The 13,941-nt window shown below is 37.4% G+C and carries 13 protein-coding genes; 1 reads left to right on the top strand and 12 read right to left on the bottom strand.

Annotation, left to right across the window (positions count from 1 at the left end; all coding sequences use genetic code 11):
- Positions 1–95 precede the first annotated feature (95 nt).
- The 5 genes from lhgO to ABN099_RS01235 form a co-directional block, all read right to left on the bottom strand.
- Positions 96–1,298 (bottom strand): L-2-hydroxyglutarate oxidase, encoded by a 1,203-nt coding sequence (gene lhgO, locus ABN099_RS01255; RefSeq protein WP_349461871.1) that lies wholly within the window; start codon positions 1,296–1,298, stop codon positions 96–98.
- Between the two features lie 15 nt (positions 1,299–1,313).
- Positions 1,314–2,027, bottom strand: coding sequence for a FadR/GntR family transcriptional regulator (locus ABN099_RS01250; RefSeq protein ID WP_349461870.1), 714 nt, complete (start codon positions 2,025–2,027; stop codon positions 1,314–1,316).
- Complete coding sequence (locus ABN099_RS01245) at positions 2,028–3,998, bottom strand: TRAP transporter permease (protein ID WP_349461869.1); 1,971 nt, start codon at positions 3,996–3,998, stop codon at positions 2,028–2,030.
- A 12-nt stretch (positions 3,999–4,010) separates the two neighbouring features.
- Entirely contained in the window at positions 4,011–5,045 is a 1,035-nt protein-coding gene (locus ABN099_RS01240) for a TAXI family TRAP transporter solute-binding subunit (protein ID WP_349461868.1), read from the bottom strand.
- Positions 5,046–5,472: 427 nt separating this feature from the next.
- Positions 5,473–5,985: a DedA family protein gene (locus tag ABN099_RS01235; protein ID WP_349461867.1), complete on the bottom strand. Its 513-nt coding sequence runs from the start codon at positions 5,983–5,985 to the stop codon at positions 5,473–5,475.
- 207 nt (positions 5,986–6,192) lie between these two features.
- Here ABN099_RS01235 and ABN099_RS01230 point away from each other — a divergent pair, with 207 nt between their 5' ends.
- Positions 6,193–7,257 carry an NAD(P)-dependent alcohol dehydrogenase gene (locus ABN099_RS01230; protein WP_349461866.1) on the top strand — a complete coding sequence of 355 codons (1,065 nt, stop codon included), beginning with the start codon at positions 6,193–6,195 and terminating at the stop codon, positions 7,255–7,257.
- A gap of 117 nt (positions 7,258–7,374) precedes the next feature.
- Here ABN099_RS01230 and ABN099_RS01225 read toward each other — a convergent pair whose 3' ends face one another.
- The 7 genes from ABN099_RS01225 to budA form a co-directional block, all read right to left on the bottom strand.
- On the bottom strand, positions 7,375–8,181 hold the full coding sequence (locus ABN099_RS01225) for an energy-coupling factor ABC transporter ATP-binding protein (protein ID WP_349461865.1): 807 nt from the start codon (positions 8,179–8,181) through the stop codon (positions 7,375–7,377).
- Complete coding sequence (locus ABN099_RS01220) at positions 8,165–9,016, bottom strand: energy-coupling factor ABC transporter ATP-binding protein (protein ID WP_349461864.1); 852 nt, start codon at positions 9,014–9,016, stop codon at positions 8,165–8,167. The genes ABN099_RS01225 and ABN099_RS01220 overlap by 17 nt, the downstream gene beginning before the upstream one ends.
- The gene (locus tag ABN099_RS01215; RefSeq protein WP_349461863.1) at positions 9,001–9,705 is read right to left on the bottom strand and encodes an energy-coupling factor transporter transmembrane component T; all 705 of its coding nucleotides are present in this window, start codon (positions 9,703–9,705) and stop codon (positions 9,001–9,003) included. The genes ABN099_RS01220 and ABN099_RS01215 overlap by 16 nt, the downstream gene beginning before the upstream one ends.
- A gap of 2 nt (positions 9,706–9,707) precedes the next feature.
- Positions 9,708–10,289, bottom strand: coding sequence for an ECF transporter S component (locus ABN099_RS01210; protein ID WP_349461862.1), 582 nt, complete (start codon positions 10,287–10,289; stop codon positions 9,708–9,710).
- A 79-nt stretch (positions 10,290–10,368) separates the two neighbouring features.
- Positions 10,369–10,797 carry a PPC domain-containing DNA-binding protein gene (locus tag ABN099_RS01205; protein WP_349461861.1) on the bottom strand — a complete coding sequence of 143 codons (429 nt, stop codon included), beginning with the start codon at positions 10,795–10,797 and terminating at the stop codon, positions 10,369–10,371.
- A 297-nt stretch (positions 10,798–11,094) separates the two neighbouring features.
- Positions 11,095–12,774: an acetolactate synthase AlsS gene (gene alsS, locus ABN099_RS01200; protein WP_349461860.1), complete on the bottom strand. Its 1,680-nt coding sequence runs from the start codon at positions 12,772–12,774 to the stop codon at positions 11,095–11,097.
- Between the two features lie 66 nt (positions 12,775–12,840).
- On the bottom strand, positions 12,841–13,668 hold the full coding sequence (gene budA / locus ABN099_RS01195; RefSeq protein ID WP_349461859.1) for an acetolactate decarboxylase: 828 nt from the start codon (positions 13,666–13,668) through the stop codon (positions 12,841–12,843).
- Positions 13,669–13,941 lie beyond the last annotated feature (273 nt).

Here is a 13,941-nt window from a genome sequence, read left to right as displayed (position 1 = left end):
CCATCACAGAGCAAGATAGACTGCATAGTATAAAAATACTTAAAACAAAAAAGCTGAGAGAGATAAATACTCAGCTTTTTTATTCATAGCACTTCTTATAATAAAAAATGCTTTTTCACTATTTCCCTGCCAATTTCAATAGAAGCCGTAGCCGCAGGAGAAGGGGCATTGCACACATGTAATGAGCGTTTCCCTCTTACAAAATGAAAATCATCCACCAATTTACCATCCTGTGTTAATGCTTGGGCACGAACGCCAGCAGGGCCTGGGTGAATATCAGCTTCGCGTAAATCAGGAATAAGTTTCTGTGCATTTTGAGTAAAAAGTTTACGCGAATAAGAACGGCGGAGTTCTGCCATTCCTTCAGTAAAATAGTTTCCGGCGATTTTCCAAAAACCTTTATAAGTTAATACTTCAGCCAGATCCTTTACGTTGATATCACTCTTTTTATAACCTTCGCGTTTAAACGCCAATACCGCATTAGGACCAACATCACGATGCCCATTATACATACGCGTAAAATGCACACCTAAAAAAGGAAAATCAGGATTCGGAACGGGATAAATTAAGTGATTGACTAAATAGTTTTTATTGCTGTTAAGCATAAAGTATTCACCACGAAAAGGGACGATTTTCATCCCAGTATCGTATCCCGCCATTTTAGCGATACGGTCACTAAATAAACCCGCGCAATTGATTAGCCATTTACTGGTAAATTGATTATTTGACGTGGTGACAGTAACACTCTCTTCGGTTTCATTAATCGCAGTAACTGATTGATTAAATGCAAATTCACCACCACGAGATTGAATGATTTCAACATGTTTAGCGGCAATTTCAGGATAATTTACAATGCCTGCATCAGGCACTAATAAAGCCGCGATACCATTGACATAAGGTTCTCTTGCTTTGAGCTCACTCTCTGTCATTTTTATCACTTCAAGCCCATTTTCAACACCTCGTTGATAGATATTTTCTAATGCTTGTCGTTCGTTTTCATTAGTTGCAACAATCACTTTGCCACAACGATCATAATAAAGATTATGCTGTTGGCAAAAGGCATAAGTGGTGATATTACCTTGTTTGGCGAGTCTCGCTTTTAAGCTTCCTGGCGTGTAATAAATACCCGAATGGACAACATTACTGTTATGACCACTCTGGTGCACAGCAGGACCTGATTCCTTATCAATCACCAGTAAATTAAGTTCAGGTTGACTCTCTTGAAGTGCACTTGCGACACCTAATCCTACTAATCCTGCACCGATGATAATAACGTCATAAGTCATAATATTACCCATTTGCTAAAGATGTTGTTACCGTTTCTCTTGCTGTAAACGATTTAATTTGCCGCGTACATTGGTTAAATGAAGGCGCATTTTATGGCTGGTTTCATCACAATCTTGTTGGCGTATTGCTTCAACGATAGCTTCATGTTCAGCAATAACCCGTGCAGTTTCTGCTTCTCGCCCTTTGTTTTGGCTTAACGAATACATTAATACGCCAAGATAGAGCTCATGCATATTATCTAAAATTCGAACAAAAAATGGGTTATGAGAGGCAACCATAATGGCGCGATGGAATTGATAATCCTCTTCATGACCAATATTTTTATGTTGTTTAGTGACTAAAATAAATGCTTGATGGGCATTTTCAATAGCGACTAACTCTTCTGGTGTTCGGCGTAAAGCGGCAATGGCTGCCGCTTCATGTTCAATGACCTCACGCATTTCAAGCAATGCATCAATTTCTTGAGGACGAGCAACTTCCATTACAATAGGCTCATATTTGCTGAGTATTGAGTGGTCAATAACACGTCTGCCACCTCCTTGGCGTGAGGTAATAATGCCACTGGCTTCCAATACACCTAATGCTTCTCTGATTGGAACTCGGCTGACACCAAAGGCATCAGCGAGAACATTTTCAGAAGGCAATTTTTCGCCAATAGGATAAGTACCATCCGAAATACTCTGCTTGATTTGGTCAAGGATCTGATGTGACGCTTTTTGGCGTGAGATCTTTTGTATCATCTAATTTTCTCCGGGAATGTGCCCCATATTATTTAATTGTTTTTTAGACCGTAGAATATGGAATGCGCCTGTTAGTACAATTAAGCTAATTCCCATCAGATCAGTATAAAGACCCGGTTTGATCATCAAAATAGCCGCAGCAGCAAATGCAATGCGCTCAAACCATGTTGTTTTCACCATCCAAAAGTTAGCGGTAGCAATACTTAATGCATAAATTCCTATTAATGCAGTAATAATCATTAATCCAATAGAGAATACACCTAAGTTATCACCTTGCATTAGTAATGCTGGGTTATAAACCAGGATAAACGGAATAATAAAACCTGGAAGTGCTAATCGAACAGCGTCCCATGAAGTTTGCATTGGGTCTGCTCTTGCAATACTTGCGGCGGTATAACTTGCTAATGCGACTGGTGGCGTAATATTAGACAGTGCGCCAAACCAAAATACAAAGAAATGGGCTGCTAAAGGTAATACACCCGCTTTAATTAAGATAGGTGACACCGTAACGGCAACGACAATATATAGAGCGGTAGAAGGTAACCCCATACTTAATACAATACATACCAGCATAACCACTAATAAGATCATCCATAATGTGTTGTCAGTCATGGAGACAATATTAAAGGCTAATGTGGCACCAATGCCTGTCATAGTAACAACACAAATAATAACGCCAATGGCGGCACAAGCGACCGTAACTTGGACTGAACCTCTAGCGGCTTCAGCTAAGGCATCAGCGACTTTTCTTAAGGTCATACGCACGGTTTTATCTGGCGTGATCCAACTGGCGGCAATAATGGTTAATATACCTAAGAATCCCGCATAAATTGGTGTTTTTCCGACAAGTAATGTACCAATCACAATAACTAAAGGTAATAACAGTAATCCACGGGCTTTTAATACTGCTTTAACTTGTGGAATATTCTCTTTACTTAAGCCTTTTAATCCCTGTTTTTTAGCTTCAATATCAATCGCCATAATTAATGCCGCGTAATAGAGTAGCGCCGGAATAATGGCGGCAATAACAATAGTGGTATACGAAATACCTAAAAAACCCGCCATAATAAATGCTGCTGCACCCATAATAGGCGGCATGATCATTCCACCTGTTGAAGCGGTTGCTTCTACAGCACCTGCAAAACGGGGTGTTAACCCAATACTTTTCATTAATGGAATGGTAAATGTACCCGTTGTTGCTACGTTAGCTACCGCACTACCACTTAATGAACCCGTTAATGCTGATGAAATAACGGCAACTTGAGCGGGACCACCGCGACGGCGTCCTGCAATAGCTAAAGCCAAATCATTAAATAGTGCTGTAGCACCACTAACACTTAAAAATGATCCAAATAGAATAAACACCACAATAGCGGTTGATGCGGTTGATAAGGTGATACCAAATATGCCTTCACTAGTCATAAATAAGCGGTATAACAATCTTTCTACAGAAAATCCGGCATGACCAAATATGCCCATAAAATATTGACCAAAAAGGGCATAAATAATGGCGAAAGTGGCAAGTCCGGGAATAAAATATCCCGTTGTACGACGAGCCGCTTCAAAAAGAACAATAATGCCCACTATCGCCATAACATAGTCAGTAGTGTTAGGGATACTTTTTCTAACGACGTGTAGATCGACGTAATTAAAGAAGAAATAACCGTAACTAATTAGTGTTAACGCAATAAAAAGATAATCCCAACCATTGAATTTAGGTGTTGAAAAGCGTTTAGAGAAAGGAAAAAGAATAAAACCTAAGATTAAAATTCCACTAAGAAAAATAGTATTACGATAGAACTCTTGGGTATTTGATAGCGCGTTAGAGTAAATCGCATACAGTGAAATTAAGATGGCAAGGGTTGTGGTAATTTTAAGGTAAATACCTGCAAGCTGACGAGTACCAGAGCTGGCTTCTTTATCTAATGCAGGTGGCTCTACCGGAGTTAGGTGGTCATTATTTATAGTCATAACTCACTCCTGTTATTTATTATTAGTCTGCGTTTGGGCTTCTGGTGGAATAAGATAATCAGGGATATCTAACCCAATTTCTTTGTAATAACGATAAGCACCAAGATGTAGCGGTACAGAAACACCTTTTAAAGCATTCTCTGTAGTGATGTATTTTGCAGCACTATGTACTTGATGAACTTCCGATAAGTTTTCAAACATCGTTTTGGTGAGCTCATAAATTAGCTCGTCATCCATTGCGGTTGTGGTCATTAAAATATTAGGCTGAGCAATCGTATTTACTTTTTCAGTTTGACGAGGATAGGTATCAGCAGGTATTTCAAAGCGAAACCAAGAATTGGCGATGCTATTGATATCATTTAATTGCTTATCGGTGACTTCAAGTAATTTTGCACTTACACCACTGGCATACATATCGGTTACCGCAGATGCAGGAACACCCGCAGGTAATGCGCCACCATCAAGTCGACCATCACGCATAGCAGAAACGGTATCACCATAGCCAAGATATTCAGGTGTGATATCTTTTTTGGTTAAATTGACACCTTGTAAAATAATAATAGTGGATTGTTCAGTACCACTGGCTTGTGGACCAACAGAGAAACTGGTTGAGCGAATATCATCTAACGTGCCAGTTTTCACTTTATTATTCATTAATACAAAGTGTTCAACGTTAGGCCATAACATTGAAATAGAGCGCAGATTTTTTTCTGGTTTACCTTCAAAATTGCGCACACCATCGTAAGCTTCTACCGCTAATAAACTTTGTAAAATAGAGAGTTGGGCTTCATTTTTCTGCATTAGGTAGATATTTTCTATCGAACCAGCAGAAGATTGCCCTGTGACTTGCACGCCTCTCTCTTTTAAATGTGTGCTCCAAACATTGGCTAAACCGACGCCCATTGGATAATAGGTTCCTCCTGTTGATGCCGTTGCTACAGAGAGAAATTGTTTATTCGCATTCTCTTTTTTGCCGATCACTGCTAACGAAATAACAGCAATAACAGCAACAAGACCGATGGCGAGCTTTGTTTTTTTTATTCTCATGATGTTGTTCCTGTATATAAAAACGCAGGTGAATGTTTCACACCAACTTGTATACAACATGACAACTTTGATAGATAAAGAAACGTTAAAAAATTGTGAACTGACATGGTTAATTTAAGAACAAAATATAACAAATTGTGATCAACTTTATGATTATGCAATTTTTAATCATATTTATGGTGTTAGCTTAGAAAACCGACAGAAAATATCGGTAAGAAGATAAGAGCGATGGAACAAAAACTAAAAACAATGCAAAAATCCGAGGATCTTGGAAATTAAGTCATAAAAAGACTATTTATACTAATCGCAATATAGCTATTTAAGGCGATACGAAAATAAGTAAATTAGTCATGTTAAATAAATAGCTAAAATAAGTGAGTGAAATACAGTAAAAGCGGGGGATGAGAATAACAATGCAGCCAGAAGGTTATAAAGTAATGGAGAGGACTCCAGTTGCAATTAGAATAAAAATTGCCGACCAGACTAACGCAGAGATTGCACTCGTTATATAAATACCATAAGCAGGCAGTTTTAATAATCCAGCACTAAACGGTGTTAAATAACGAAACACGGCAAGAAAACGTGAAATAAAAACAATGTAATAGGTTTTTCTTTTTAATAATTGTTGCAGGCGATTAATCTTTGACTGATAACGAGACACTCTTTTCTCAAGACGAGGAAAGCGATAAATAAAACGTCCAAGCTCATAACTAATAATAGAACCTAATAAAGCGCCACTACCCGCGGCAAGCCAAAGAAAAATAGGTGAATGAGCGGGTAAGCAAAGACCAAATATTAATAACAACATAAGTGATGCTGGTGGCAAAAATGAAGAGATAGCTATTGTCGATTTACCCGCTGTTAATAAACTAATAGAGATAAATAACGTTATTGGAGATAAATGATTTAATAAATCGAGTATGGAATTAAATAGTTCCACTTTTATTTTCTCCACTTAATATTAATTCTATGTGAGTAATATTTATGTCCATTGAGTTTTAATTTTTCAATGAAATTTGTTTTTTTGTATCGCATCCTAACAAAAAGTAGGGATATAAAGCAATTATTTTAATAACAGCTATGATCAATAAGTATGATTTCAGATGTTCTTTAATTTTTTATTAATATAAATAGAGGAATTGCTTAAATGGTAAATAAAATCCTTGGCTATGCAGCGAAATCACCCACAGCACCTTTAGCTCCTTATCAATTTGAGGTTCGTTCTTTACGTGAAGATGATGTGGCTATCGATATTCTTTATTGTGGTGTTTGTCATTCAGATTTACATCAAGCACGTAATGATTGGAATGCTAGCATTTATCCTATTGTACCAGGGCATGAAATTATTGGTCATGTGACGGCAATTGGAAATAAAGTAAGTAAATTTAAAGTCGGTGATTTAGTGGGAGTGGGATGCATGGTGGACTCTTGTCGCCACTGTTCTCCCTGTCAGCAAGGGTTAGAACAGTATTGTGAAGAGGGATTTACCTTTACATATAATAGCCATGATCGCCATGATAATAGAGTAACTTATGGTGGTTATGCTCAAGCTATTTTATGTGCTGAAGATTTCGTACTTCATATTCCTAAAAATTTAGCACCAGAAGGTGTTGCACCACTATTATGTGCAGGAATTACGACATGGTCGCCATTACGTCAATGGGGAGTAACTAAAGGAAGTAAAGTTGCTATTATTGGCTTAGGTGGTTTGGGACATATGGCGCTAAAATTTGCTCATGCTTTAGGTGCTGAAGTCACTCTATTTACACGTTCAATTGATAAAGAAGCAGATGCTCGTCGTTTAGGTGCTCATCACGTTGTATTATCGACAGATAAAACGCAAATGGATGCAGTAAAAAATGAGTTTGAAGTTATTATCGATACCGTGCCTTATTCACATGATATTAATCCTTATTTGCCGACATTAATGATTGATGGCACATTAGTTTTTGTTGGTTTAATTGGTGATGTTGAACCAACTATTAATACCGGCGCTATGATATTTGGGCGCAGAGCTGTCGCTGGCTCTTGTATTGGTGGAATAGCAGAAACGCAAGAGATGCTGGATTTTTGTGGCAAACACAATATTACAGCAGATATAGAGTTAATTGATATTAAAAATATTAATCAAGCATTTGAAAGAATGATAAAGAGTGATGTAAAATATCGATTTGTCATTGATATAAAAACACTCACTGAAAATAAAAAATAAATTCTTCAATATTAAAATTCGTACTATTAAAAACAGCAAATTAATTTAGCCGTAATATGGTTTACGGCTAATATATTTATTATATGATAATGCAACTTTATTATTTCAGTAGGAACTCTAATTCTGTTTTTTATTAATTAACATTTCAGCCCATTGTGTTGGGCTATTTTTAATCGGTAAGCCAAGCTTTTTACTTAAAGAGTAGAGCGTTGGTGCTGGAAGTACAGAAGGGGGTTGAAGCGTTGGATTAATTAATACTTTTTCTGGTGCGCCATCAGCAATTAATTTTCCAGCAGATAGATGAATAACGCGACGAAAATGGCGCGCGGTAAAATCGAGATCATGACTAATCGCCAATACTGATGTTCCGCGCTCTTTCTGTATATTCAGCCAGTGTTCAAATTGCTTTAGCCAATAAGCATCAAAATCACGAGTTGGCTCATCTAGTAATAATAACTGAGGAGCAACAATAGTTAAGCTGGCAACCGCAACCATTCGTCGTTGACCTGCATGTAAGTCTAATGGGTGAATATTGGCAACATCCGTTAATCCACACAGCTCAAGGGTTTCATTTAATAGATGTTCTTGTTCTTCTTTAGCCATTTTACGTTGTTTTAAGCCAAAGAGAACTTCATCTTTTACGGTGCTATGAAAAATTTGGCGTTCAGGTTCTTGAAATAATACGCCAATCAAACAAGCACGTTGAGCAGCTTTAATATCAGATAATGAGTGTCCATTAAATTGAACCTTCCCTTGATTAGGTTTTAATAATCCAGCGGCAAGACGCAATAAAGTAGATTTTCCTGCACCATTATCACCCACTAATGTTACCCATTCACCTTTATTCAGTGTTAATGACAGCTGTGATATACAGGGCGGTACATCTTCACTCCAACGATAAGTTATTTTATCGAGCTGTAACATAAAATTCCTTAAAGGCATTAAGTAATGCTTGGTTATTATCAACAATGGCATGTTCCCAATAACCTTGTTCAACTAACCAGGCAAGTGCTTGCCATGCATCAGGTGCATTAATCGTTGAAAGTGCCATCGGAAAAACTTGCTGTAATGAACCCTGTGATTTTACTTTTCCTGCTTCTAATAATAAAAACTGATCACTCAAACTAATTGCGGGAAGTAAATTACGTTCAAATACAATCACACTACAATGATATTCTTTAGCATAATGCTTAATTCGTTGCTGTAGTTGCTGTGTTGCTGTGGATGTTAAACGACTAAAGGCTTCATCCAGTAATAACAATTGAGGATGCATAGCAAGGGCGCTGGCAATAACCACACGTTGAGCCTCGCCACCAGATAGCGTTGCAGGATGACGAAAACGTAGCTTTTCACACTGTGTTAGTGCTAATGCTTCTTTTACACGAAATCTTATTTCATTGACACTTAACCCCAGGTTTTCAGGACCAAAAGCCACTTCTTGTTCAACCGTAAATGCACATCCTGACAGTTGTAATTGCGGGGATTGTTGTACTAATTGACGACCTGGTGCCAAAGAGACTAACCGGCTTTTATCTAAACCAATTTCTTGCACAATACCTGAGCCTTTAATTGTGCCACTGAGTAAATCAGGAAACCAACCTGCAATTAGCTGAGCAAGAAGGCTTTTTCCACTGCCATTGCCACCTAATACAACTAACCATTCACCTTGATAAAGTTGAAGATCGATAGGACCAATAATGGGTGTTTCTTCATTTTTTGGGGTAAAGCTAAGTTGCTGTAAATTTACCACCATAGCCATATACCTCCTTCAATAAGGATCAGCAATAAAATGGTGTAGCGTAATATCGCTTGAAGCGAGCTATCTGTAGGTGGCGCTACGGTGGTTCTTTTAGCAATAATCCGAAATCCACGCATATCTAATGCTGCGCCACGAATAGCTAAATCACTTAAGGTATGACTAATTAAAGGAAGAAAGAGAGCGGGTAAGGCGCTTAATCGTTGATAAAAATTACCATCAAGAGGAACGCCTCTTGCTAATTGTGCTTCTTTTATATTTTGTAGCTGTTGGCGTAATTGTTCTACCAGCAATAATGGTCCCGCCAAGAGATAAGAGAAACTAACGGGTAAGCGGCTGGCAAAAAGCGCTTTGATAAATTGCTCCGTGGATGAGTATTGTAACCATAATTGTGCACCACTTATTATTGCTAATAATCTTAACCATAAAGCAATAGCAGCGGGTTGTTTACTCGTGTCTAAAGGCGCATTTGTTATCCAATAAGCAAGCCAGCCACTATGAACAAGCCATAATCCCATTGCCATTGGCAGCATTAACCATGCAACAAAGCGCCACCGCCAGCGTGACGCTTTCCAGATTAATAGACCAATAAAAACGCCACTGCTAATGAAAAACAATGGCAAATCTAATGGTAAAAAAATAACACTTGCACTAAGCCAAAACCAGAGTGCTAGTGAAGTGAAAGGGTGCATTATCAGCTAACCTTGGCAATTGAAGGGAAATTACGTTGTGCTCGTTGTGGTAATCGACGAACTAATATCCATGCAATAATGGCTGACAATATTTTATCGGCAAGATTGGCACCTAGTACGGTAATAGCGACAGATTCGATAAGCCCTTCACCAATAGCATGAAAATAAGCAACAAAGAAATCAGCACCACTACCTGTTGTGCCTGCGAATAAATAAGTACGAATAGGTACAGCAACGAGCATTAAAGCGAAAGTAATAATAATACCGGAGCCAATAACGCGAGTAAGAGAACGGAACCCACCAACGCGAGCCAATAAACCTGCACTTAATCCTATCATCATTGCAACAGGGGCAAATGCCGCAGCGATAGGACCACTAATTAATCCCCATAATAAGTTAGTCAGTAATCCGGTAAATAAAGCAACCCAAGGACCACCTAATAACGCACAAATTAAAGTCCCAATTGAGTCTAAAAAAATAGGGAGTTTAAGCATAGAAGTGATTTGACCACCGATCATATTAATGGCAATAGAGACAACAATAAGTACAAGTGTTCGACTTGATATAAGAGGAGTTGTAGACATAGTAAAAAACCTTTATAAAAAAGTAGTTATTATTGGTTTTATTGTCGGTGCATAAATTTATTCCCTTATGATGGGCAATTTATTTACGCGGTGTGATGACCAACTCTTCATAACCAGAGTGTTTACAAGGCTGACGGCTAAAAGTCACTTGCTCTAACTCACCAATAACGAGTTCTAGCGTCGTGCGCACTGTACAGCCTGGCATCATATGTCCACCACACATTAATCCATTTTCATCAGATACCGCTAAATGAAGATGTTCACCCGCAGCATCTAATGTGCCGATAAGCGATACCACTTCAAATTTACCCGTAAGATAACGATTTTCTTCACGACCTGCAAAACGTAATACCACATCTGTTAGGCTTCCCACACAACCAGCAATAAAGGCTGATTGCAGATTATTTTGCTGAATAAACTGACGTAATACTGCAATCACATCTTCACCGGGTAATAATCTAACAGCAAAAAAACGCGTAGTAGAGGAGAGTGATTGAGATTGAGACATGATAGTTATCCTGATGATTTATCGTACTATATTGAGTAGGTTAGGGTTATTTTAGACGTTAAAGTTAGCAAACTAGATAAGATAAAGCCTAGTTTTGGCTTACATCTATAAAGCGTAAAATCATTGCAACGTATTATTAATAGAAAAACCGCAAGAGGGAATAGATAATAACGTTTTAGCGACAAATAAAAGCTTTATAGCAAAAGATTAGCCTATGAAAAGATATAGAGAGGAAAATAAGGATGAGTGAAAAATGCTCATCCTTATTATTTTAACGCTATTTTTTAGGGGCAGTAGCTAAATAATTAAATTGTAATTGATCTGTTCCATCAATTTAGCGTTATCTCGATAATCGACAGGAATAGCAAGAACAGCGGGACCATCAATTGCTATTGCTTCATGTAGAATTGAACGAAGTTGAGATGCACACTCTACATAAAATCCTTTAGCGCCAAATGATTCTGCATAGCGTTTAAAATCGATAGCTCCAAATTTGACACCGGAATAACGACCATATTTTTGCTGCTCTTGCATTTCAACCATATTATAAGCGTTATCAACCCAGATAATGTGCAATATATTGGTTTTAAGGCGAACTGCGGTTTCTAACTCCATTGATGATTGCATAAAACCACCATCACCAGAGACGGAGATAATTTTATCTGAAGGTCTTACAAAAGAAGCACCTATTCCCCAAGGTAAAGCCACACCCATGGTCTGTTGCCCATTAGAAATAAGCATTTGTCTCGCTCTAAAACTATGAAGATAACGAGCGAGCCAAATATGAAAGCTACCCATATCAATGCAAAGCGTTACGTCATTATCAATAATATTTTGCATCTCATAAATAATAGTTAAAGGATGAATTGGAGAGCCTTGTCTGAAATAACTATTTTGCTGTAAGGTCTCTCTTTGTTGGCGAATTTTTTCTAATATCTGATGAGTATTATTTGATAACGTTATTTGCGATGTCGATTGGCTAGTTAATAGTTGAGTTAAATTATCAATCGTTAATTTAATATTGCCAGTAAGTTCTAATGCAGGACAATAAGCTAAATCTATTTCAGCAGGAATTTCATCAATATGAATAATTTTTGCATTATTATAATTCCATAAAGAGGGCTCATATTCGATAGGGCTATAGCCTAAAGTAATGACTAAGTCAGCGTGTGAAAGTAATTCATCACCCGGTTGATTGTTAAATAACCCAATACGACCGGCAAATAAAGGAAAATGGCGACGAGCAATAGCCCCTGCTGATTGATAAGTACCAACAATTGGTAATGGACAAATATCGAGTAGCTTTTGTAACGCTAATGCATTTTGGGGATAACTCGCTTGAAGACCTAATAAAATAACCACATTTTTTGCTGACAAAAGCATTTTTACGGCATATTGAATCGCCTCATTATTTGCACTACCAAGATTTGATTTAGATTTAGGTACTAAAATTGGGCTATCAACTGCGTTATTAAGAATATCCATTGGAAAGGTTAAAAAAGCAGAACCTGGCCTTCCTGATTCAGCATGACGAAAGGCATTGACCATTGTTTCAGCAATCGATTTAGAAGCGTCTATCTCAGCACAAAATTTAGTGATTGGATTAAACATAGTAACGGTATCCATGCTTTGATGGACTAGTTTTAGTCTATCAGTGGATTTTACTGATCCACCTAACGCAACTAAAGGGTCACCCTCCGAAGTTGCGGTTGCAATACCTGTTGTAAGATTGGAGCAGCCAGGTCCTGATGTTGCGATAGCCACGCCTGCTTTTCCCGTTAAACGACCCACTGCAGCAGCCATAAATGCTGCGTTAGCTTCATGGCGAACCACCACGGTTTCAATACTTGAGTCGACAAGAGAGTCAAATACACGATCAATTTTCGCACCTGGAATACCAAACACTTGTTTAATGCCATGTTGTTCTAATTGTTTGACCACTAAATCTGCACCACATTTCCAATGATGAGTGTTCATAAAACCTTCTTTGATTTTGCAAGTAAATAAAAAGGGGAGTAACTAATAAGGAAGAGATCTTCAAGATTAGTTTTCTGCTCGTTCTATTGCCTGATTAAGGTTGTCTGGCGTTAAATTAGCGTCTAAGAAAGTCGATTGGCTGGGGAGATCAATAGTAAGACGAGAAATAACGCCAATTTGTAAGGTGCCATTTTTTAGTTGGTAATCCAGAATATGTCCGCCACCTTGACGTTGTTGATTAATATAGTGTTCATGAAATCCAGCAACATTAATTCCTTGCGTAAATTGTGGTGAGCGAAAACCGGCAATAATTCCAGTTTCATTGTGAAAGGTAAAAATAGGTTGGTTTTCTATGGCCTCTAACATGGGAAGATAAGGCGCTTCTTGACGAGGCACTGTGCGTGTTTTGACTAACCCAAATTCACCTTCAATTTTGATAGCACAAAAAAGGTTATCAGAAGGAACATATTGATTAATTGTATTATGTATTTCTTGTTGTGTAACACGATGAGAAAAGTGATGTTCTATATCGGGATTAAAAAAAGTCATTACAGCAAAAGGGGATTTCTGGCAATGTGTCGCTTTGTGTGCACTGCCATCAGAACGTAATTGAAATACATTGTTATCAAAAGCCACCAATTCGCCATCAAGGTGATTAAAAGTACCTAAGCCAAAATCCCCATGTTTTAATAAATCAGCTATAGTGACATTACTGTCATAAACCCCCGCAATTAAACTGCTCATTAATGAATTCTGATAAATAGTACACTCGGAGTGACTATTAATATAATTATTTAAGTTGGTTATTATTTCTTCTCTACACTTACAGCTGCTATTTTTATATTGTTTTTTATCTCTATTATCTCTCGCGTTATATTCAACTGTGTCATTCATAACAAAATAAACCTTTTATTTAATAAAATAGTTATAAGTAGATTAATGATTTAATTATTGGCTTCATTGATAAATAGTTCAAATGTTTTTGTTGTTATTGAATTCTTGAAAATAATTCACACTTAGTTAGGTTTACTATGATTATTGTTTTATATTATTCTTTTTTTTAATAAATAATTACAAATTATTTTTATTATTTAATGGATGGTAATGGATGTTTTATGTATAAATTGCATGAATGTTTTCTTGGGGTACCAGCTGATGTTTTTGTTA

The organism is Proteus hauseri (genome assembly GCF_040139125.1).
GTDB classification, from domain to species: Bacteria; Pseudomonadota; Gammaproteobacteria; order Enterobacterales; family Enterobacteriaceae; genus Proteus; species Proteus hauseri_B.
This window is presented reverse-complemented; position numbering and strand designations above follow the sequence as displayed.

Excerpts from the sequence above, each read along its gene's own strand:
- ABN099_RS01230 (WP_349461866.1), top strand. The coding sequence starts at position 6,193 with ATGGTAAATAAAATCCTTGGCTATGCAGCGAAATCACCCACAGCACCT.
- ABN099_RS01250 (WP_349461870.1), bottom strand. The coding sequence starts at position 2,027 with ATGATACAAAAGATCTCACGCCAAAAAGCGTCACATCAGATCCTTGAC.
- ABN099_RS01215 (WP_349461863.1), bottom strand. The coding sequence starts at position 9,705 with ATGCACCCTTTCACTTCACTAGCACTCTGGTTTTGGCTTAGTGCAAGT.
- alsS (WP_349461860.1), bottom strand. The coding sequence starts at position 12,774 with ATGAACACTCATCATTGGAAATGTGGTGCAGATTTAGTGGTCAAACAA.
- lhgO (WP_349461871.1), bottom strand. The coding sequence starts at position 1,298 with ATGGGTAATATTATGACTTATGACGTTATTATCATCGGTGCAGGATTA.
- ABN099_RS01240 (WP_349461868.1), bottom strand. The coding sequence starts at position 5,045 with ATGAGAATAAAAAAAACAAAGCTCGCCATCGGTCTTGTTGCTGTTATT.
- budA (WP_349461859.1), bottom strand. The coding sequence starts at position 13,668 with ATGAATGACACAGTTGAATATAACGCGAGAGATAATAGAGATAAAAAA.
- ABN099_RS01245 (WP_349461869.1), bottom strand. The coding sequence starts at position 3,998 with ATGACTATAAATAATGACCACCTAACTCCGGTAGAGCCACCTGCATTA.
- ABN099_RS01205 (WP_349461861.1), bottom strand. The coding sequence starts at position 10,797 with ATGTCTCAATCTCAATCACTCTCCTCTACTACGCGTTTTTTTGCTGTT.
- ABN099_RS01225 (WP_349461865.1), bottom strand. The coding sequence starts at position 8,181 with ATGTTACAGCTCGATAAAATAACTTATCGTTGGAGTGAAGATGTACCG.
- ABN099_RS01210 (WP_349461862.1), bottom strand. The coding sequence starts at position 10,289 with ATGTCTACAACTCCTCTTATATCAAGTCGAACACTTGTACTTATTGTT.
- ABN099_RS01220 (WP_349461864.1), bottom strand. The coding sequence starts at position 9,016 with ATGGCTATGGTGGTAAATTTACAGCAACTTAGCTTTACCCCAAAAAAT.